The 19765-nt window shown below is 65.7% G+C and carries 17 protein-coding genes; 6 read left to right on the top strand and 11 right to left on the bottom strand.

Going from position 1 to position 19765, the window contains the following annotated elements:
* The first annotated feature begins 60 nt into the window (after nt 1–60).
* The 3 genes from AB4850_RS24045 (at nt 61) to AB4850_RS24035 (ending at nt 3229) form a co-directional block, all read left to right on the top strand.
* A complete protein-coding gene (locus tag AB4850_RS24045; protein ID WP_414445475.1) occupies nt 61–1446 on the top strand; it encodes a replicative DNA helicase in 1386 nt (461 codons plus the stop codon).
* A 135-nt stretch (nt 1447–1581) separates the two neighbouring features.
* Entirely contained in the window at nt 1582–2208 is a 627-nt protein-coding gene (locus tag AB4850_RS24040) for a DUF47 domain-containing protein (RefSeq protein ID WP_414445474.1), read from the top strand.
* Nucleotides 2209–2218: 10 nt separating this feature from the next.
* Nucleotides 2219–3229, top strand: coding sequence for an anion permease (locus AB4850_RS24035; RefSeq protein WP_414445473.1), 1011 nt, complete (start codon nt 2219–2221; stop codon nt 3227–3229).
* A 105-nt stretch (nt 3230–3334) separates the two neighbouring features.
* Here the strand turns inward: AB4850_RS24035 and AB4850_RS24030 are convergent, their stop codons facing one another.
* The 11 genes from AB4850_RS24030 to AB4850_RS23980 all read right to left on the bottom strand — a co-directional run bounded on the left by AB4850_RS24030 (nt 3335) and on the right by AB4850_RS23980 (nt 15296).
* The gene (locus AB4850_RS24030; protein ID WP_414445472.1) at nt 3335–4450 is read right to left on the bottom strand and encodes an NlpC/P60 family protein; all 1116 of its coding nucleotides are present in this window, start codon (nt 4448–4450) and stop codon (nt 3335–3337) included.
* Nucleotides 4451–4688: 238 nt separating this feature from the next.
* Nucleotides 4689–6479, bottom strand: coding sequence for a PhoH family protein (locus AB4850_RS24025; RefSeq protein WP_414445471.1), 1791 nt, complete (start codon nt 6477–6479; stop codon nt 4689–4691).
* Between the two features lie 333 nt (nt 6480–6812).
* On the bottom strand, nt 6813–7274 hold the full coding sequence (locus AB4850_RS24020; protein WP_414445470.1) for a peroxiredoxin: 462 nt from the start codon (nt 7272–7274) through the stop codon (nt 6813–6815).
* A 75-nt stretch (nt 7275–7349) separates the two neighbouring features.
* A complete protein-coding gene (locus tag AB4850_RS24015) occupies nt 7350–8246 on the bottom strand; it encodes a 4-deoxy-4-formamido-L-arabinose-phosphoundecaprenol deformylase (RefSeq protein WP_414445469.1) in 897 nt (298 codons plus the stop codon).
* 4 nt (nt 8247–8250) lie between these two features.
* Entirely contained in the window at nt 8251–9306 is a 1056-nt protein-coding gene (locus AB4850_RS24010; RefSeq protein ID WP_414445468.1) for a bifunctional UDP-4-keto-pentose/UDP-xylose synthase, read from the bottom strand.
* Nucleotides 9303–10259 carry a formyltransferase gene (locus AB4850_RS24005; RefSeq protein WP_414445467.1) on the bottom strand — a complete coding sequence of 319 codons (957 nt, stop codon included), beginning with the start codon at nt 10257–10259 and terminating at the stop codon, nt 9303–9305. Before AB4850_RS24005 ends, AB4850_RS24010 begins: the two co-directional genes overlap by 4 nt.
* Nucleotides 10256–11260: a glycosyltransferase gene (locus AB4850_RS24000; protein ID WP_414445466.1), complete on the bottom strand. Its 1005-nt coding sequence runs from the start codon at nt 11258–11260 to the stop codon at nt 10256–10258. Before AB4850_RS24000 ends, AB4850_RS24005 begins: the two co-directional genes overlap by 4 nt.
* A gap of 6 nt (nt 11261–11266) precedes the next feature.
* Nucleotides 11267–12418, bottom strand: coding sequence for a DegT/DnrJ/EryC1/StrS family aminotransferase (locus tag AB4850_RS23995; protein WP_414445465.1), 1152 nt, complete (start codon nt 12416–12418; stop codon nt 11267–11269).
* Between the two features lie 146 nt (nt 12419–12564).
* Nucleotides 12565–12936, bottom strand: coding sequence for an SMR family transporter (locus tag AB4850_RS23990; RefSeq protein WP_414445464.1), 372 nt, complete (start codon nt 12934–12936; stop codon nt 12565–12567).
* Between the two features lie 22 nt (nt 12937–12958).
* Entirely contained in the window at nt 12959–14680 is a 1722-nt protein-coding gene (locus AB4850_RS23985) for a glycosyltransferase family 39 protein (protein WP_414445463.1), read from the bottom strand.
* A 232-nt stretch (nt 14681–14912) separates the two neighbouring features.
* Nucleotides 14913–15296 carry an Mth938-like domain-containing protein gene (locus AB4850_RS23980; protein ID WP_414445462.1) on the bottom strand — a complete coding sequence of 128 codons (384 nt, stop codon included), beginning with the start codon at nt 15294–15296 and terminating at the stop codon, nt 14913–14915.
* Between the two features lie 342 nt (nt 15297–15638).
* Here AB4850_RS23980 and AB4850_RS23975 point away from each other — a divergent pair, with 342 nt between their 5' ends.
* Genes AB4850_RS23975 through thrC form a run of 3 tightly spaced genes read left to right on the top strand, consistent with a single transcriptional unit; the run spans nt 15639 to nt 19710 of the window.
* A complete protein-coding gene (locus AB4850_RS23975) occupies nt 15639–16877 on the top strand; it encodes a pyridoxal phosphate-dependent aminotransferase (RefSeq protein ID WP_414445461.1) in 1239 nt (412 codons plus the stop codon).
* A 50-nt stretch (nt 16878–16927) separates the two neighbouring features.
* On the top strand, nt 16928–18250 hold the full coding sequence (locus AB4850_RS23970; protein ID WP_414445460.1) for a homoserine dehydrogenase: 1323 nt from the start codon (nt 16928–16930) through the stop codon (nt 18248–18250).
* Nucleotides 18251–18258: 8 nt separating this feature from the next.
* Complete coding sequence (gene thrC / locus AB4850_RS23965) at nt 18259–19710, top strand: threonine synthase (protein ID WP_414445459.1); 1452 nt, start codon at nt 18259–18261, stop codon at nt 19708–19710.
* The last annotated feature ends 55 nt before the right edge of the window (nt 19711–19765 follow it).

Below are 19765 nucleotides of genomic sequence, written 5' to 3'. Positions count from 1 at the left end.
TTTTTCTTTTCCGCCGCCGTGTCTGGCGTCATCTCGCCCATTTCGCGATAATCCCAAGCCATGAACGTGCCGCACGACCCCCAAATCGAATCGCTGAAAGTCCCGCCGCACTCGGTCGAGGCCGAGCAATCGGTGCTGGGCGGCCTCCTGCTCGACAACGCAGCCTGGGACCGCATCGCCGACTTTCTTTCGCAACAGGATTTCTACCGCTACGACCACCGGCTGATCTACGAGCACATCGGGCGCCTGATCGCCTCGACGCGCCCGGCCGACGTCGTGACGGTGTACGAGGCGCTGGTCACGGCCGGCAAGGCCGACGACGTGGGCGGCCTGGCCTACCTGAATGCGCTGGCGCAGAACACGCCGAGCGCCGCGAACATCCGCCGCTATGCCGAGATCGTGCGCGATCGCGCGGTGCTGCGCCGGCTCGTGTCGGTGGCCGATGAAATCTCGGCCGACGCGTTCAATCCACAGGGCAAGGAAGTGCGCCAACTGCTCGACGAGGCCGAGTCGAAGGTGTTCTCGATCGCTGAGGAAGGCGCGCGCGGCACCCAGGGCTTCCTCGAAATCGGGCCGCTGCTGACGCAGGTGGTAGAGCGCATCGACACGCTCTATCACACGGCCAACCCGAGCGACGTGACGGGCACGCCGACCGGTTTCGTCGATCTGGACCGGATGACCTCGGGCATGCATGGCGGCGAACTGATCATCGTGGCGGGGCGCCCCTCGATGGGCAAGACCGCGTTCTCGATGAACATCGGCGAATACGTGGCGGTGGAATACGGCCTGCCGGTGGCGGTGTTCTCGATGGAAATGCCGGGCAGCCAGCTCGTGATGCGGATGCTCGGCTCGGTCGGCCGGCTCGACCAGCACCGCATGCGTACCGGGCGGCTGTCCGACGAGGATTGGCCGAAGCTGACGCACGCGGTGCAGAAGATGAGCGAGGCGCAACTGTTCATCGACGAAACCGGCGGCCTGAACCCGATGGAACTGCGCTCGCGCGCGCGGCGTCTGGCGCGGCAGTGCGGCAAGCTCGGCCTGATCATCGTCGACTACCTGCAGTTGATGAGCGGTTCGTCGTCGCAGGGCGAGAATCGCGCGACGGAAATCTCCGAAATTTCTCGCTCGTTGAAGAGCCTGGCCAAGGAACTCGACGTGCCGGTGATCGCGCTGTCGCAGTTGAATCGCGGCCTGGAACAGCGCCCCAACAAGCGCCCGATCATGTCGGACCTGCGCGAATCGGGCGCAATCGAACAGGATGCCGACGTGATCCTGTTCATCTACCGCGACGAAGTGTACAACCCGGACAGCCCCGACAAGGGCACCGCCGAAATTATCATCGGCAAGCAGCGTAACGGCCCGATCGGCCCCGTTCGGCTCACGTTCATCGGTCAATATACGAAGTTCGACAACTTCGCCGGGTCACAGCACTTCCAGGGAGATTGACGCCGCTTGTAAAGCCCGGCGCCGCGAAGCGTTGTATCTTGCGCGGCCCGGGAGATGGGCCTCACGGGTTTGCCGGGAAACGGTACAATGGCGCCGCATTTTTGTGACAGTCATTTGACAATACTCGGAAATTTCATGTTCGGTCGATTCATGCCCACCGAGGGCAAGTTCTTCGAAATCTTCAATTCGCACGCGAACTTCATCGTGGCCGGCGGCCGCGAGCTCGAATTGCTGATCGACAATCTCGACGATGCCGAGATCCACAAGCAGAAGGTGCAATCCGCGGAGAAGTCGGCGGACAAGTTGACGCATGAAGCGATCGACCTGCTGCACAAGACCTTCATCACGCCGCTCGATCGCGACGAAATCCACAAGCTGATCACCACGATGGACGACATCCTCGACCTGATGGAGGACGTCGCCACGGCCGTGTCGCTGTACGACGTGCAAGCCGTCACGTCGGAGGCGAGCCAGTTGGCCCACATCGTCACGGCGTCGGCCCAGCACGTTCAGCAGGCGGTGGCGTTGCTGTCGGACATGAAGCAGTCCTCGAAGATCCTCAAGGCTTGCGAGGAGATCGACCGTCTCGAATCGGATGCCGATCGCGTGCTGCGCTCGGCGATGTCGAAGCTGTTCCGCGAGGAAAACGACGTCAAGAACCTGATCAAGCTGAAGGCGATCTACGAGCTGCTCGAGGAGATCACCGACAAGTGCGAGGACGTCGCGAACATCATCGAAGGCATCGTGTTGGAAAACGCCTGAGCGAGCCACGATGCATTCGATACAACTCGCCATCTGGGCCGTTGCGACGCTCGTCATCGTCGCACTCGTGTTCGACTTCATGAACGGTTTCCACGACGCCGCGAATTCGATCGCGACCGTCGTGTCCACCGGCGTCCTGAAGCCGCAGCAGGCGGTCGCGTTCGCCGCCGTGTTCAACGTCATCGCCTATTTCGTGTTCCACCTGAAGGTTGCGCAAACGGTGGGCAAGGGCACCATCGATCCGGCCATCGTCGATCACTACGTGGTGTTCGGCGCGCTGGTCGGCGCGATCGGCTGGAACATCATCACCTGGTATTACGGGATTCCGTCGAGCTCCTCGCATGCGCTGATCGGTGGGTTGGTCGGCGCGGCCGTCGCCAAGTCGGGCTGGGGTTCGCTGAACCTGGACGGGCTGATGAAGACGGTCGCGTTCATCTTCATCTCGCCGCTGCTGGGCTTCGTGCTCGGCTCGCTGTTCATGCTCGCGGTGTCGTGGATCTACTTTCGAACGCCGCCGAGCAAGGTCGATCGCCGGTTCCGGCGCTATCAACTGCTGTCGGCCGGGCTTTACAGCCTTGGGCATGGCGGCAACGATGCGCAGAAAACCATCGGCATGATCTGGATGCTGCTGATTGCCACGGGTTATGCCTCGGCCACGGCCGATGCGCCGCCGGTATGGGTGATCGGCGCGTGTTATCTGTCGATGGGCCTCGGTACGCTGTTCGGCGGCTGGCGGATCGTCCGCACGATGGGACAGAAGATCACCAAGCTCAAGCCGGTCGGCGGGTTCTGCGCCGAGCTGGGCGGCGCGCTGACGCTGTTCTCGGCGTCGTGGATGGGTATTCCGGTATCGACCACGCACACCATTACCGGCGCGATCGTCGGCGTGGGCGCGACGCGCAAGCTGTCGGCCGTGCGCTGGGGCGTGGCGGGCAATATCGTCTGGGCCTGGGTGCTGACGATCCCGGCTTCGGCGTTGATCGCGGCGGCGGGCTGGTGGGTGGGGCACCGCGTGTTCTGATCGATCACCGATGCTGTGATCCATGACAAAAGCGCCGCGAGCCGAAAGGCCGCGGCGCTTTGTTTTGTGTGCTCGGGCCGGTTGGCACGACGCGCCGAGCGTCGCTCAGTAGCTGCCGGTGGCGAAGCGGGCGATCGGATCGTCGCCGCTGGCATTGCTGCCCGTGGTGGCGCCCGCTGCGGTCGAGGCGCGGATGATGCCGCCAGCGCCGTCTGGCGATACCGTCTGCGCCTGGCGCGCCGCTGCACGGGCCGTGGGCGGCGGCGGTTCGAACGCATCGGCGGCTGCGTCGATCGGGTCGCGCGAGGCGTTGGTGGCGGCGGGGCCGGGATCGGGCGAGGTGGCGTAGCGCGGAGCAGCCGCGGCAATCGGAGCGTCGTTGAGTGGCGGGGCCGCCGGCGTCGCGCCAGCGGCGCGCGCTTGCTGCTGCGCCGCCGACAGCGCGGTGGGCGGTGGCTCGAACTGATCGTCGCTGTTGGCGGCGGGTGCCGTGATGGCGGCAATGCGAGGCGGCGGCGCGCTGTAGACAGGCTGCGGTGTTCGCGCCGGTTCGATCGATGCGGCTGTCACGGCCGGCGCTGCGCCTGCTGCGGCCGGCGTTACGCTTCGTGTGCTATCGGCCGTCGGCTCGGGCGGCCGGTTGTCGGCTTCATAGGTCGGCGTATCGAACGGCGCGGGCGCGTGACGCGGCGGCGCAACTCGGCGGATGCCGTCGAAATGCTTGGCCCAGTAAGGGTTGGTCAGATAGTCGAGACGCACCGTGCCGCCCGTGGACGGCGCATTGACGAAGCGCAGTTTGCCGACATAGATGCCGACGTGCGAATGCGGGCGGCCCGTGGTGTTGAAGAACACGAGATCACCGGGCGCAATTTCGTCGGGTTCGACGGACACGCCGCGTGTGCTCATCTCGGCGGTGGTGCGTGGCAGCGACACGTTGGCGGCCCGCGACACGATGTAGCGCACCAGCCCGCTGCAATCGAAGCCGGCATCGGGCGTATTGCCGCCCCAGCGATAGGGGATACCGACGAGGCTCATCGCCTGGATCGGAATTTCCTCGCGGCCGATGCTGTGATCGACGAAATTCGGGAAGCCGCGTGGTGGCGCGAAGGCGCGCGGCGTGGTGATACGCATCGACGAACCGGTGCGCGCCGATTGCTGCGGTGCGGTGGAGCACGCGGCAAGCAGGGAAAGCACGACGACGGACAGCCAGATTCGCAGCATCGGAAAAGGACGAGTGCCGATAAGCACCTATCGTATGACCACGGGTATTGCGGATAGTAGTCGGTCCGACGGGGCAGCGGCAAGCAATCTTCAGGCAGGACTTGAAGTATTGCCTGATTTGTAGGCAGGTCGTCAGAGTTTTTGCGCAAAAAGTCGGACCCTAATAAGAATCGACCGAAGCGCAGGCGAAAAAAAGCGCTCCGTCGGGAGCGCTTTCTTGCATCGATCGGGTGAGCGATCAGAGGATGTCGGACGCGTAGTCGGCCAGCCGCGAGCGCTCGCCACGCGCCAGCGTGACGTGGCCGCTGTGGCCCCAGCCCTTGAAGCGATCGACCACGTAGGTCAGGCCGGAGCTGCCTTCGGTCAGGTACGGCGTGTCGATCTGCGCTATATTGCCGAGGCAGACGATCTTGGTGCCCGGGCCGGCACGCGTGACCAGCGTTTTCATCTGCTTCGGCGTCAGGTTCTGCGCTTCGTCAATGATCACGTATTTGTCGACGAAGGTCCGGCCGCGCATGAAGTTCATGCTCTTGACCTTCAGGCGCGAGCGGATCAGTTCCTGTGTGGCGGCACGGCCCCATTCGCCGGCGGCATCGTCGGTTTTCTGCAGCACTTCGAGGTTGTCGTCGAATGCGCCCATCCACGGCTGCATCTTCTCTTCCTCGGTGCCGGGCAGGAAGCCGATGTCCTCGCCGACCGGCACGGTCGCGCGCGTCACGATGATCTCGTTGTAGCGCTTGTCGTCGAGCACCTGCGCGAGGCCGGCCGCGAGCGCGACGAGCGTCTTGCCGGTGCCGGCCTGGCCGAGCAGCGTGACGAAGTCGATCTCCGGATTCATCAGCAGGTTCAGCGCGAAGTTCTGCTCGCGGTTGCGCGCCGTGATGCCCCACACGTTGTTCTTGTGGTGGCTGTAGTCGCGCAGCGTTTGCAACAGCGCCGTCTTGCCGTTCAGCTCGCGCACGATCGCGTGGAAGGTCGGCTCGCCGTTCTGCGGTTCGAGGAACACGAACTCGTTGACCAGCATCGAGTTCACCAGCGGGCCGGTCACGCGGTAATACGTGGTGCCCGTCTTGGTGTCCTGCCAGCTTTCCATGCCCTTGGCATGGCGGGTCCAGAAGTCCTGCGGCAACTCGCGCACGCCCGAGTACAGCAGGTCCTTGTCCTCGAGCACCTGATCGTTGAAGTAATCTTCGGCGGGCAGGCCGAGCGCGTGGGCCTTGATCCGCATGTTGATGTCTTTCGACACCAGCACCACCAGGCGGTCGCTGCGCTCGCGTTGCAGCGCGCGTACCACGCCGAGGATCTGGTTGTCGGCCTTGCCTTCCGGCAGGCCTTCGACCGGCTCGATCGTGGTCAGCGTGGTCTGAAAGTAGAGGCGGCCGAGCGCATCGCGGTTGCCGAGGCGCGACAGCGCAATGCCGGCCGTGATCGAGCCGGCGTCGGCCACCAGTGCGTCGAGCGTACGGCTGACCTGGCGCGCGTTGCGCGCCACTTCCGACATGCCCTTCTTGTGGTTGTCGAGTTCTTCCAACGTCATCATCGGCAGATAGACGTCGTGTTCCTCGAAACGGAACAGGCTGCTCGGATCGTGCATCAGCACGTTGGTGTCGAGCACGAACAGCTTCTGCTGCTCGACGGCAGCCGTCTTGCGGCCACGCGAAGTGCGAGCCGTCTCGCGAGCGGGCGCGGCCGGTGCGGCGGCAGCCTTGGCGACGGGCGCCTCGGCGCGTGCAACGGGCGCGGCCGGCGCAGCCGGCGTCTGCACGGGCGTCAGCAGGGCGGCGGTTTGCCTGGATTTGCGCGGGCGCGCCGCGCCGGGCGCGGCCTCGGCGGCGGGCGCAACGGCGTGCAGTGCGGCCGGGGTGTTCGCGGCGGGCGCCATCGGGTCGGCGACATTCGCGTCGGCGTAATCGGCCGTGCCCTCATCGGCGGCGCGTTTCGCCGTGGTGCGGGTCGTGCGCGCTTTCACCTTGTATTCATCGGGCGGCAGCAGGCTGCCGAGCTTGCTGGGAGGAGTAGGCAAAGGCATGGTGTCCCTCGGAAGGAATCGTGTCGCTTGGAATGCGCCGCGGTTCGCATCCTGTCACGCAAAGCGTGCAGTTTGCGCGGCGTGGCGCAAAGGAGTGTCAAAACGCCGGTTCGCCTATTTTTCGATCAGCTCCTGGGCGGAAGTGTCGCGACGGACAGTGCGCGCCGCAAACGGCCATGAAAAAAGCCGCTTCCCCCGAACAGGGACAAGCGGCTCGGATTCTTGCAGCGTAGCGGCGCACCTTACGGGCCAGCGACCCTCGCGCTGACCGCCTGCACAGCTACGAAAAAGAGTGGGCTGACGGGCATTCATTGCGGGCCAATATAACCCGCCTCAAAGCGCTTGTACAGCGCCGAGCACCTCGTCGACATGGCCCGGCACCTTGATGCCGCGCCACTCCTGGCGAAGCACGCCGGCGGCGTCGATCAGGAAGGTCGAGCGCTCGATTCCGCGCACTTCCTTGCCATACATTTTCTTCATTTTCATGACGCCGAACAGCGCGCAGAGCGTTTCTTCGGGATCCGAAACCAGCGGGAACGGCAGTTCGAGCTTGGCCTTGAAATTGTCGTGCGAACGCAGGCTGTCGCGCGACACGCCGACGATCTCGGCGCCCGCCTTCTGGAATTTCGGATACAGATCGCGGAATTGCAGACCTTCGGTCGTGCAGCCCGGCGTGTTGTCCTTCGGATAGAAATACAGCACGAGCTTTTTGCCGTTCAGCGCGGACAGCGTGAAGTCGCCGCCTGTTGCCGGCGCGGTGAAATCGGGAACGGCGCGGTCGATTTCGACGGACACGGGATTCTCCTGTTGTTATCGGCGACACGCCGCGTGCGGCGTGCCGTGAGGGAGGGAAAACGGAGGCGGGAGCAGTCAGTCGGGCTGGACGATCAGCTCGCCGGAGCGGCCGGAAATTTCGCCCCACATGACAGGGTACGATGGCAGCGAATCGAAATCCAGCGCGGCATGATAGTCGCCCATCGTGGCGAACGTGTGGCCTTGCGCGCGCCAGCCGGCGAGCAGTTGCTCGAAGATCGGCGCGAGTTTCTGGCCTTCGAGCTCGGCGTGAAGCGTGAACACCTGATCGTGCGAATTGTGTTCGGTCAGCTTGAGCAGGTGCGCGGCGACGTTCGATTCGTCGATGCCGTCGAGGCCGAGCACCTCGTCGAGCGTGGGCAGCGTGGTGGGCATCTGCACATGCGCGAGCGTACGGCCCGCGACGACCGGCCGGTACGGGCCGTGGCCGCGCCCGTCCGAGGCGTAGAGCATGCCCCAGGCGTCGATCTGCTCGAACGCGCTGTCGTTCATCTGCCAGCCGGCCGCGCCGTGCGTGGCCGGCGGCGCGCCGAAAATCTCGATGAAGCGCGCGTGGCTCTTGCCCATCTCGCCGGCGGTCCAGTCGCGCGGGCGGGCCCGCACGTTGTCCTGCCAGTAGACGTGATCCCAGGTGTGAATCCCGCACTCGAAGCCGGCCTCGTGGATCGCGCGCATTTCGCCCACCGCGCGCCGCCCGATGTCCGGCCCGGGCAGCAGCACGCCGTACATCAACTGGCGGATGCCGTAGTGTTCGACCACCGAGGTGCGCGACACCTTCTTGAGGAAGCCCGGCCGCAGCACGCGGCGCATGGCCCAACCGGTGTGGTCGGGGCCGAGGCTGAACAGGAAGGTGGCGCGTGCGGCGTGACGATCGAAGATGCGGGCGAGATTCGGCACGCCTTCGCGGGTGCCGCGAAGGGTATCGACGTCGATCTTGAGGACGATGCGGGCCAACGCGTCAGCCTTGCTGCTCGACCAGCGCGCGCGCGTCGGCCACGTGGCCGCGATACGCTTCGAAGATGTTGCGCAGCGCGTCGTCGAACGTCGAGACCGGCGCCCAGCCGAGCTCCTGCATCGTGTTGTCGATTTTCGGCACGCGGTTCTGCACGTCCTGGTAGCCGTTGCCGTAGTAGGCGCCCGAGGTGGTTTCCACCAGTTGGACCTGCTTGGCCATGTCGGCGTACTCGGGGAATTCGGCGGCCAGTTCGAGCATCTTGTGGGCCAGTTCGCGCACCGAGTAGTTGTTGCTCGGGTTGCCGATGTTGTAGATCTTGCCCGAGGCGATGCTGTTCGGGTTGTCGATGATCTTCATCAGCGCGCTGATGCCGTCGTCCACGTACGTGAACGCGCGCTTTTGCGAGCCGCCGTCGACGAGGCTGATGTTCTCGCCGCGCACGATGTGGCCGAGGAACTGCGTGACCACGCGCGAGCTGCCTTCCTTCGGCGTGTAGATCGAATCGAGGCCCGGGCCGATCCAGTTGAACGGGCGGAACAGCGTGAAGTTCAGGCCTTCCATGCCGTAACCCCAGATCACGCGATCCATCAGCTGCTTCGAGCACGCGTAGATCCAGCGCGGCTTGTTGATCGGGCCGTAGGTCAGCGCCGAGGCGTCCGGGTCGAACTGCTCGTCCGAGCACATGCCGTAGACCTCGGAGGTCGACGGAAACACCAGGTGCTTGCCGTACTTGACGGCCGAACGCACGATCGGCAGGTTCGCCTCGAAATCGAGTTCGAACACGCGCAGCGGCTGCTGCACGTAAGTGGCGGGCGTGGCGATCGCGACCAGCGGCAGGATCACGTCGCACTTCTTGACGTGGTACTCGACCCATTCCTTGTTGATCGTGATGTCGCCTTCGAAGAAGTGCATCCGCTCGTGATTGACGAGATCGCCAAGCCGATCGGTCTGCATGTCCATCCCGAACACTTCCCAATCGGTGGTTTCAAGAATGCGCTTGGACAGGTGATGGCCGATGAAGCCGTTCACACCCAGGATCAGGACTTTTTTTGCTTTCATGACTGACGGGAAGAATCAATGAACTGCGCGAATTGAGCGGGAGAGACGACCGTTTCGTGTTCCGGACGGCCGTCGGGCTGCTCGCGCAGCTCGAGGATGGTGACGGCGCGGCTGTCGCCGCAGACGCCGAATAGCGCATTATCGCTTACGTGCAGGCCCGGCGGCAATTCCCGCGAGGCCTGTGCGGCCGGCGAGCCGGGCGCCGCGAGCCGCGCGCGCGCGACCACGAAACGCCTGCCGTGCAGGTCGACAAACGCGCCCGGATAAGGGGGCGCCACCGCGCGGATCAGGTTGTAGACCTCGGCGGCCGGCTTCGACCAGTCGAGGCGGCCGTCTTCGGGCTTGCGCCCGCCGAAGTAGCTGCCCTGCGACAGATCGTTCGGCAGATGCGGCGCCTCGCCGGCCAGCAGCGCCGGCAGCACGCGCCAGAGCGTCTGCTCGGCGGCCACCGTCACTTTGTCGAACACTTGCGCGGCGGTGTCGTCGGGCAGGATCGGCACGGCCGTCTGGCCGACGATCGCGCCGGCATCGGGCTTGGCGGCCATTTCGTGCAGCGTCGCGCCGGTGTCGGTTTCGCCGTTGAGCACCGCCCAGTTGGTCGGCACGCGGCCGCGGTACTTCGGCAGCAGCGAGCCGTGCATGTTGTAGGCGCCGCGTGGCGCGAGCGCCAGCAGCGCGACCGGCAGCATGTGCCGGTAATAGAACGAGAAGATGAAATCGGGCCGGGCCGCCGAGACGGCCTCGCGCAGTTCGGCGGCGGCCGGATCGGCCGGCGTCAGCACCGGGATGCCGTGCTCGCGCGCCACCGACGCGACGCTGCCGAACCAGATGTTCTCGGTCGGGCTGTCCTCGTGGGTGACGACCAGCGCCACCTCGACGCCGCGCGCGAGCAGCACCTGCAGGCAGCGCACGCCGACGTTGTGATACGCGAATACCACCGCGCGCGATTTCATCGCGATGCCTCCTGGGTGCCGGGCAGCGGCAGCGACGCACGGTCGTGGCGCTCCTCGAGCACGGTCTGGATCAGGTAGCGCGGGCGTGCGCGCACCTGTTGATAGATTCGTCCGATGTATTCGCCGAGCAGGCCGAGCGCGAAGATGATCACGCCGAGCATGAAGAACGTGATGGCGAACAGCGTGAACACGCCCTGGACTTCGGCGCCGATCACGAAGCGGCGGATCAGCAGCAGCAGGAACAGCCCGGCCGAGCCGATCGACAGGATCACGCCGACGAACGACAGCCATTGCAGCGGCACCACCGAGAAGCCGGTGACGAGGTCGAAGTTCAGGCGGATCAGGCTGTAGAGCGAATACTTCGATTCGCCGGCGAAGCGTTCCTCGTGCGCGACGTCGATTTCGGTCGGGTTCTGCGCGAACGTGTAGGCCAGCGCCGGGATGAACGTGTTGACCTCGCCGCAGCGGTTGATGGTGTCGATGATCTGGCGGTTGTACGCGCGCAGCATGCAGCCCTGATCGGTCATCTTGATGCGCGTGATGCGCTCGCGGAACCGGTTCATCACGGCCGAGGCCTTGCGGCGCCACAGGCTGTCCTGGCGCTGCATGCGGATCGTGCCGACGTAGTCGTAGCCTTCGCGCATCTTGTGCACGAGCTTGCCGATTTCCTCGGGCGGATTCTGCAGGTCGGCGTCGAGCGTGATGACGATCTGGCCGCGCGACTGCTCGAAGCCGGCCAGGATGGCCATGTGCTGGCCGTAGTTGCCGTTGAGCAGCACCACGCGCGTCGTGTCCGGGCGCTTGCGGAACTGCTCGGCGAGCAGGGCGGCGGAGCGGTCGCGGCTGCCGTCGTTGATCAGGATCACTTCGTACGACGCATCGAGTGCGTCGAGCGCCGGATACAGGCGGGAGAAGAGCGCGGCCAGCCCGTCTTCCTCGTTGTACACGGGGATGACGATCGAGACTTCCGGGTTCATGGCGCGTGTTTCGGGGTGAGTCATTTCCGCTTATTTTCCGTATCGTTCGCAAATCTGGTTGACGGCGCTGACGACGCGCGTCACGTCGGCCTCGCTCATCTGCGTGAAGAGCGGCAGCGTGACGGTCGACGCGCCGAAGCGCTCGGCGTGCGGGAACATGCCTTCGCGAAAGCCGAGCGCGCGGTACAGCGTGAACAGGTGGATCGCCGGGTAGTGCACGCCCGAGCCGATGCCGTGCTCCTTGAGCTGCGCCATGAAGTCGCCGCGCGTGATCGCGAGCCGCTCGAGCGGCAGCGTGATCTGGAACATGTGCCAGTTGCCGTGCTCGAACTCGGCCACCGGCAGGCCGATGCCGAGCGCCGCGGCCGGGCCGCCCGCGAAGCCGTCGAAGTAGGCGCGGGCGAGCTGGCGGCGCACTTCCGTGAAACGGTCGATCTGGCCGAGCTGGCCGAGGCCCACGCGGGCCGCGACGTCGGTCAGATTGTACTTGCCGCCGAGCACGTCGCAGTCCATGCCGTCGAGGCCGGTGCGCGTCACGCCCTGCAGGCGGTATTTCTGCGCGAGCCGTGCTTCGTCTTCGTCGTTGAGCACCAGCGCGCCGCCCTCGATCGAGGTGACGTTCTTGTTCGGGTGGAAGCTGAACGAAACCAGATCGCCGAACGCGCCGATCCGCTTGCCCTTCCACGACGAGCCGAGCGCCTGCGCGGCATCCTCGATCACGCGCAGGCCGGCCGAACGGGCGATGGCGTACAGGCGGTCCATGTCGACCGGCAGCCCGCCGAGGTAGACCGGAATCACGGCCTTGGTGCGCGGCGTGATCGCGCGTTCGAGCGCGTCGAGATCGAGGTTGCGCGTGACCGGGTCGATATCGACGAACACCGGCGTGGCGCCCACTTCGAGGATCACGTTGCTGGTCGCAACCCAGCTCGCGGGCGTGGTGATGACTTCATCGCCCGGGCCGACGCCGGCGATGCGCAGGCCGATCTCGAGCGTGGCGGTGCCGGAGTTGAACGTGCGCACCGGGCGGCCGCCGCAATAGTCGGACAGCGCCGCTTCGAAGCGCTGGTTCTGCGGGCCGGTCGTGATCCAGCCGGAGCGGAGCACTTCGGTGACGCCCTGAATGGTGTCCTCGTCGATTTCCGGGCGGGTCATCGGCAGAAACGGAACGGATGGCTGGCTCATGTCGGCTGGTGAGTAGACTTTAAATGGGGCTGGATCTCATGCGATCCGGCATGCGCATTAAACACTGGTTCGCGAGAGTACAACGTCTCTTTTTGTGGGGGGAAGGGGGGATTGCCGCGATGGCGCCGGCGGCCCCCTGCGGCGCTTCAGCCGCGCGCCAGCACCACCACGCCGATCAGGATGATGCCGATGCCGATCAGGCGTTGCAGGCTCATCACCTCGCCGAACAGATACCAGGCGGCGAACGCGTTGAGCACGTAGCCGAGCGAGAGCATCGGATAGGCGATCGAGACGTCCACGCGCGACAGCCCGACGATCCACACCACCACGCTCAGCACATAGCAGCTCAGGCCGCCGATGATCGGCAGTTGCGTGGCGATCTTGAAGCCGATCGGGATGATGTTGGCGCGCGAAATGTCGAAATGGCCGACGGCGTTGACGCCGGCCTTGAGCAGCAATTGCGCGACGGCGTTGAGCAGTACGCCGGTGAGGATGCAGACGAGGGAAACGGGATTCACGGAACGGCGGTCCTTGGGAGGCTCAGGATTGGGGCGGCGTGGCGGCCGGTGTTGCAGCCGACGCCGCGGCCGGCGTGGCGACGATCACGCGGCGATTGTCGCGCGCGATCACCGTCATCGGCAGGCCTTGCTTGACGAATGCGTCGTAGCGCTCGGGGCGCATCATCGCCAGCGCCGGGCTGCCGCTGCGCCAGCGGCGTTCCCACTCGGCGATGGTCGGCACCCATTTCTGCGGTTCCTGCCCGATGCCGAAGCTCAGTTCGTCCTGATAGGCCACCAGCGTGGTGGTGTGGCGCACGTAGAACGGCACGGTGTGGTCGAGCATCTCGATCGAATAGAACGGCGTGTCGGGCGGCAGCCTGGCGAACTCGGCGCGCACGGTCGGCGCGAGCAGCGCGCCCGAGCTGTAGCGGCCGAATGCATCGTGGCCGGTGCCGCCGATGGTGCCGAACAGCAGCCAGCCGGCACCGAACACGAAGGCGGTGGCGGCGATGCCGGCCTTGCCGCGGCGGTTGATCGACAGCGCGAGCAGCGTCAGCACGAACGCGACGGCCAGCGCCGCATACACCCAGTGCTGGAAATCGACGTACTGCGCGTTCGGCGTGCGGGCGTCGCCGAGGCGGCCCAGCACGATGCAGCCGCAGGCGGCCGCGATCAGGAGCAGCAGATAGCCGATCAGGTGCCAGCGGTAGCGCTCGCGCGTCACCAGCGGCAGGTAGGCGCCGAGCATCAGCGCCAGCGACGGGGCGATCGGCAGCACGTACGACACCAGCTTCGAGTGCGAGGCGCTGAAGAACACGAAGATGAAACCGGTCCAGATCAGCAGCACCAGCATCGGCGCGAAGCCGTTCGGCTGACGCGGCATGCGCCAGGCGTGGCGCAGGCTCTGGCCCGCGATCGACAGCCACGGCAGGAAGCCCACCAGCAGCACGCCGACGAAGTAATACACAGGGCCGGGACGGTTCTGCTCGGGCGTCAGGTAGCGGCGGAACTGCTGGACCACGAAGAAGAAGTTGAAGAATTCGGGGTTGCGCTGCTGCATCAGCACGAACCACGGCGCGGCGATCGCGAAGAAGATCAGCAGGCCGCTCACCAGGTGCAGGCGCTTCCAGAGCGCCCAGTCGCGGGCGATCAGCGTGTAGAGCACCAGCACCGCGCCGGGCAGCACCACGCCGATCAGCCCCTTGGACAGCGCGGCCACGGCCATCGACGCCCAGCACAGCCACATCCAGCCGCGCGTGGCGCGGGTCGGCAGGCCGGGGCGTTGCGCCAGCAGCAGCGCGCCGAGCGTGACGGCCATCCAGAACGACAGGCCCATGTCGAGCGTGTTGAAGTGGCCCATCAGGTTCCAGTACGGCGAGGACGCGAGCACCACGGCGGCGCACAGGCCGGCCAGCGGGTTGAACACGCGCGCGCCGGTATAGCCGACGAACAGGATGCCGGCGAAGCTGGCCAGCGCCGTGTACAGGCGCGCCTGCCATTCGCCGAGGCCGAACCAGGCGAACGTCAGCGCGTTCATCCAGGTCTGCATCGGCGGCTTCTCGAAATACTTGTAGCCGTTGTAGCGCGGTGTGATCCAGTCGCCGGTGGCGAACATTTCGCGCGCCATTTCGGCGTAGCGGCCCTCGTCGCTGGGGATCAGGTGGCGCAGCCCGAGCGGGCCGAACCAGATCAGGGCGAGTGCCAGCACGATCAGGAGGAGTGCGGCGCGGTTGAGCGGTAGCCTCGATGGCGTATCGTTCATGAGTCGGTCAGCCTGTCAGACGGTCGTTGTTGGAATGGCGGAGATCGGAAACCGGTACGGCCCGGGGGGCGGTGCGGCATCGACGTACGGCATCGCTTCCCGGTAGGGGAACCGATACCGCCCGGCTTTGTAACGCATCGCGCCTTAACGTTCAATTAACGTGGCTTTCAAACGGGTGTCACGCGGGCCGGGTTCGATGGGAGCGGGCGCCGGTTCGTCAGCCTGTTGCCGCTTATTGCGCCGCGCGTTCGATCAGCAGCGCGGCGGCGACCTTGCGGCCCTCGGACATCAGGATGTTGTAGGTGCGGCAGGCGGCCTGGAAATCCATCGTTTCCACGCCGATCCGGCGCGCCGTGAGTGCGGCAGTCAGCCGCGGGTGGGGGAACCGCAATCGCGCGCCGCTGCCGAAGATCACGACTTCCGGGGCGGAATCGAGCAGCATCGCGAAATGCTCGGCGGCGAGCGCGTCGAACGCCTCGACGGGCCACGGCGCGACGGGCGCGTCCGGCAGGACGAGCACGCTGCCGTCATGGCGCTGCAGGTTGATCTCGACGTAATCGGGGCCGTAGCCGGTGACGGTATTGAGCGCGTCGCTCGGTTCCTGGTGTAGTTTCAAATCGTTGTCCGCGGTGTCGGGTGGGCCGCTCCGACGGCTCCGACTGGCCGGGCAGGGCCGCCGGAGGCGGCTGCCGGGCGCCGCAGCCGGTGGCCGCGCGCGGCGCCGGTGTGCCGTGCGCGGGCGGTCGAGCCGGATTGGTGCATTGCGAAAGCGGGTGAAAATCCGCTAAATTATAGCTTTTTAGCTGCCACCGGGCGGCATTTGCGTCGCGCGTTGCCACAAGCCGCGTCCGGCCTCGCTTCCGACCGTCTCCTGAACAGCGCGCACCGACCGGCCGCTCTCCAGTTGTGGACCTCCTTCCCCCAGCTTCGCCAAGCCTTGCCCAGGAACGTGCCTGCCGTGAAACCGATTCAGAAATCCAACAAGCTGCTCAACGTGTGCTACGACATTCGCGGCCCGGTGCTCGAGCACGCCAAGCGCCTCGAAGACGAAGGCCACAAGATCATCAAGCTGAATATCGGCAACCTGGCGGCGTTCGGTTTCGAAGCCCCGGATGAAATCATTCAGGACATGATCCGCGCGCTGCCGAACGCATCGGGCTACTCGGATTCGAAGGGCGTGTTCTGGGCGCGCAAGGCCGTCATGCACTACACGCAGGAAAAGGGCGTGAAAGGCGTCGAACTCGACGACATCTACATCGGCAACGGCGCGTCGGAACTGATCGTGATGGCCACCCAGGGCCTGCTCAACGACGGCGACGAAGTGCTGCTGCCGGCGCCCGACTACCCGCTCTGGACGGCCGCGGTCAGCCTGTCGGGCGGCACGCCCGTGCATTACATCTGCGACGAGCAGAACGGCTGGATGCCCGACCCGGACGACATCCGCCGCAAGATCACGCCGAACACCAAGGCGCTGGTGGTGATCAACCCGAACAACCCCACCGGCGCGCTGTATTCGGACGACCTGCTGCGCGAGTTGATCGCGATCGCGCGCGAGCACGGCCTGGTGATCTTCGCCGACGAGGTGTACGACAAGATCATCTACGACGGCAAGACCCACACCGCGCTCGGCTCGCTGTCCGAGGACGTGATCACGGTCACGTTCAACAGCCTCTCGAAGAGCTACCGTTCGTGCGGCTACCGCGCCGGCTGGATGTTCGTGTCCGGCCTGACGGGCGAAAATCGCCGCCGCGCGAAGGATTACCTCGAAGGGCTCGGCATTCTGTCGTCGATGCGGCTGTGCGCGAACGTGCCCGGCCAGTTCGCGATCCAGACCGCGCTCGGCGGCTACCAGAGCATCAACGAGCTGATCGTGCCCAGCGGCCGCCTGTACCGCCAGCGCGAGGTGGCCTACGACATGCTGACCTCGATCCCGGGCGTCACCTGCGTGAAGCCCGACGCGGCGCTCTACATGTTCCCGCGCCTCGATCCGAAGCTCTACCCGATCCAGAACGACCAGCAGTTCATTCTCGACCTGCTGCTCAAGGAACGCGTGCTGCTCGTGCAGGGCACGGGCTTCAACTGGCCCACGCCCGATCATTTCCGGGTCGTGTTCCTGCCGAACATCGACGATCTGACCGATTCGATCAACCGAATCGCGCGTTTCCTCGACGGCTACCGCAAACGCCACGCCGCCTGACCGGCTGCCCGTTCCGCCTTCATTCAACTTCATACAAGACCACACGCAGCATGGAACCGATCAAAGTCGCCCTGTTGGGCTTCGGCACCGTCGGCGGCGGCACCTTCGAGGTGCTGCGCCGCAATCAGGAAGAAATCAAACGGCGCGCCGGCCGGGGCATCGAGATCACGCGCATCGCGGTCCGCAACCCGGCGAAGGCGCAAACCGCGCTCGGCGGCGCGAGCCTCGACGTGACCAGCGATTTCCACGCCGCCGTCGATGACCCGTCGATCTCGATCGTCGCCGAAATGATCGGCGGCACCGGCATCGCCCGCGAGCTGGTGTTGCGCGCGATCGCCAACGGCAAGCATGTCGTGACCGCCAACAAGGCGCTGCTCGCGGTGCACGGCAGCGAGATCTTCGCGGCCGCGCGCGCGAAGGGCGTGATGGTGGCCTTCGAGGCCGCCGTCGCCGGCGGCATCCCGATCATCAAGGCGCTGCGCGAAGGCCTGACGGCCAATCGCATCCAGTACATCGCCGGCATCATCAACGGCACCACGAACTACATCCTGTCGGAAATGCGCGACCGCGGCCTCGATTTCGCGACGGCGCTGAAGGCCGCGCAGGAACTGGGCTACGCGGAAGCCGATCCGACCTTCGACATCGAAGGCGTGGACGCCGCGCACAAGGCCACCATCATGAGCGCGATCGCGTTCGGCGTGCCGGTGCAATTCGACCGCGCCTACGTCGAGGGCATCAGCAAACTCGCGGCCACCGATCTGCGCTACGCGGAGGAACTCGGCTACCGCATCAAGCTGCTCGGCATCGCGCGTCGCGCGGAGAAGGGCATCGAGCTGCGCGTGCATCCCACGCTGATCCCGGAAAAGCGCCTGCTGGCCAACGTGGAAGGCGCGATGAACGCGGTCGTGGTGCACGGCGACGCGGTGGGCACCACGCTGTACTACGGCAAGGGCGCCGGCGCCGAGCCGACCGCCTCGGCCGTGGTGGCCGACCTGGTGGACGTCACGCGCCTGCACACGGCCGACCCGGAGCACCGCGTGCCGCATCTGGCGTTCCAGCCGGAAAGCCTGTCGAACACGCCGATCCTGTCGATCGAGGACGTGACGAGCGGTTACTACCTGCGCCTGCGCGTGGCCGACGAAACCGGCGTGCTGGCCGACATCACCCGCATCCTGGCCGATTCGGGCATCTCGATCGACGCGCTGCTGCAGAAGGAATCGGAGCAGGTCGACAGCAACAACGGCGAGACCGACATCATCCTGATCACGCACGTGACGATCGAACGCAACGTGAACGCGGCGATCGCCCGCATCGAGGCACTCTCGACGGTTCGCTCGCAGGTCACGAAGCTGCGCATGGAAGCGCTCAACTGAGACACGACATGAATTACATTTCCACGCGCGGCGCCGGCATCGGCGAGCGCCACACGTTCTCGGACATCCTGCTGGGCGGCCTGGCCAAAGACGGCGGCCTGTATTTGCCGGCCGCGTACCCGCGCGTGTCGGCGGACGAACTGGCGCGCTGGCGCACGCTGCCTTACGCGGAACTGGCGTTCGAGATCCTCTCGAAGTTCAGCGACGACATCCCGGCCGACGACCTGCGCGAGCTGACACGCCGGACCTACCGCGCCGATGTCTACAGCAACACGCGCCATGGCGAGAACGCGGCCGACATCACGCCGATCAAGCCGCTCGGCACCGAGGGCGGCACCACGCTCGCGCTGCTCGAACTGTCGAACGGCCCGACGCTGGCATTCAAGGACATGGCGATGCAGTTGCTCGGCAACCTGTTCGAGTACACGCTGGCCAAGCACGGCGAGACGCTGAACATCCTCGGCGCGACCTCGGGCGACACCGGCAGCGCCGCCGAATACGCGATGCGCGGCAAGGCCGGTGTGCGCGTGTTCATGCTGTCGCCGCACAAGAAGATGAGCGCGTTCCAGTCGGCGCAGATGTACAGCCTGCAGGATCCGAACATCTTCAACCTGGCCGTGGAAGGTGTGTTCGACGACGCGCAGGACATCGTCAAGGCCGTCTCGAACGATCACGCCTACAAGGCGAAGCACAAGATCGGCACGGTCAATTCGATCAACTGGGCACGTGTGGTGGCGCAGGTCGTCTACTACTTCAAGGGCTATTTCGCGGCCACCACGAGCAACGACCAGCGCGTGTCGTTTACGGTGCCGTCGGGCAATTTCGGCAATGTCTGCGCGGGCCATATCGCGCGCATGATGGGCCTGCCGATCGAGAAGCTGGTGGTGGCCACCAACGAGAACGACGTGCTCGACGAGTTCTTCCGCACCGGCGCGTATCGCGTGCGCGGCGCCGAGAACACGTATCACACGAGCAGCCCGAGCATGGATATCTCGAAGGCCTCGAACTTCGAGCGCTTCGTGTTCGATCTGCTCGGCCGCGACCCGGCGCGCGTCGTGCAACTGTTCCGCGATGTCGAGCAGCACGGCGGCTTCGATCTGGCGAAGAGCGGCGATTTCGCCCGCGTCGCGCAGTTCGGCTTCGTGTCGGGCCGCAGCACGCATGACGACCGCCTGGCGACGATCCGCGATGTCTACGCGCGCTATTCGACGATGATCGACACGCATACGGCCGACGGCGTGAAGGTCGCGCGCGAGCATCTGCAGCCGGGCGTGCCGATGGTGGTGCTCGAAACGGCGCAGCCGATCAAGTTCGGCGAGACGATCCGCGAGGCGCTGGGCCGCGAGGCCGAGCGTCCGTCGGCGTTCGACGGCATCGAGGCGCTGCCGCAGCGTTTCGAGGTGGTCAAGGCCGACGCGCAGCACGTCAAGGATTTCATCGCCGCGCATACGGGCGACTGATCCGCCGCCACGGCGCGCGGGCGGAAACGGACGGCTTCGGCTGCCCGGTTCGGCT

It is taken from the genome of Burkholderia sp. 22PA0106, from assembly GCF_047497155.1.
GTDB lineage: Bacteria > Pseudomonadota > Gammaproteobacteria > Burkholderiales > Burkholderiaceae > Burkholderia.
The sequence above is the reverse complement of the archived record's forward strand: the minus strand, read 5'-3'. Positions and strand labels throughout refer to the sequence as shown.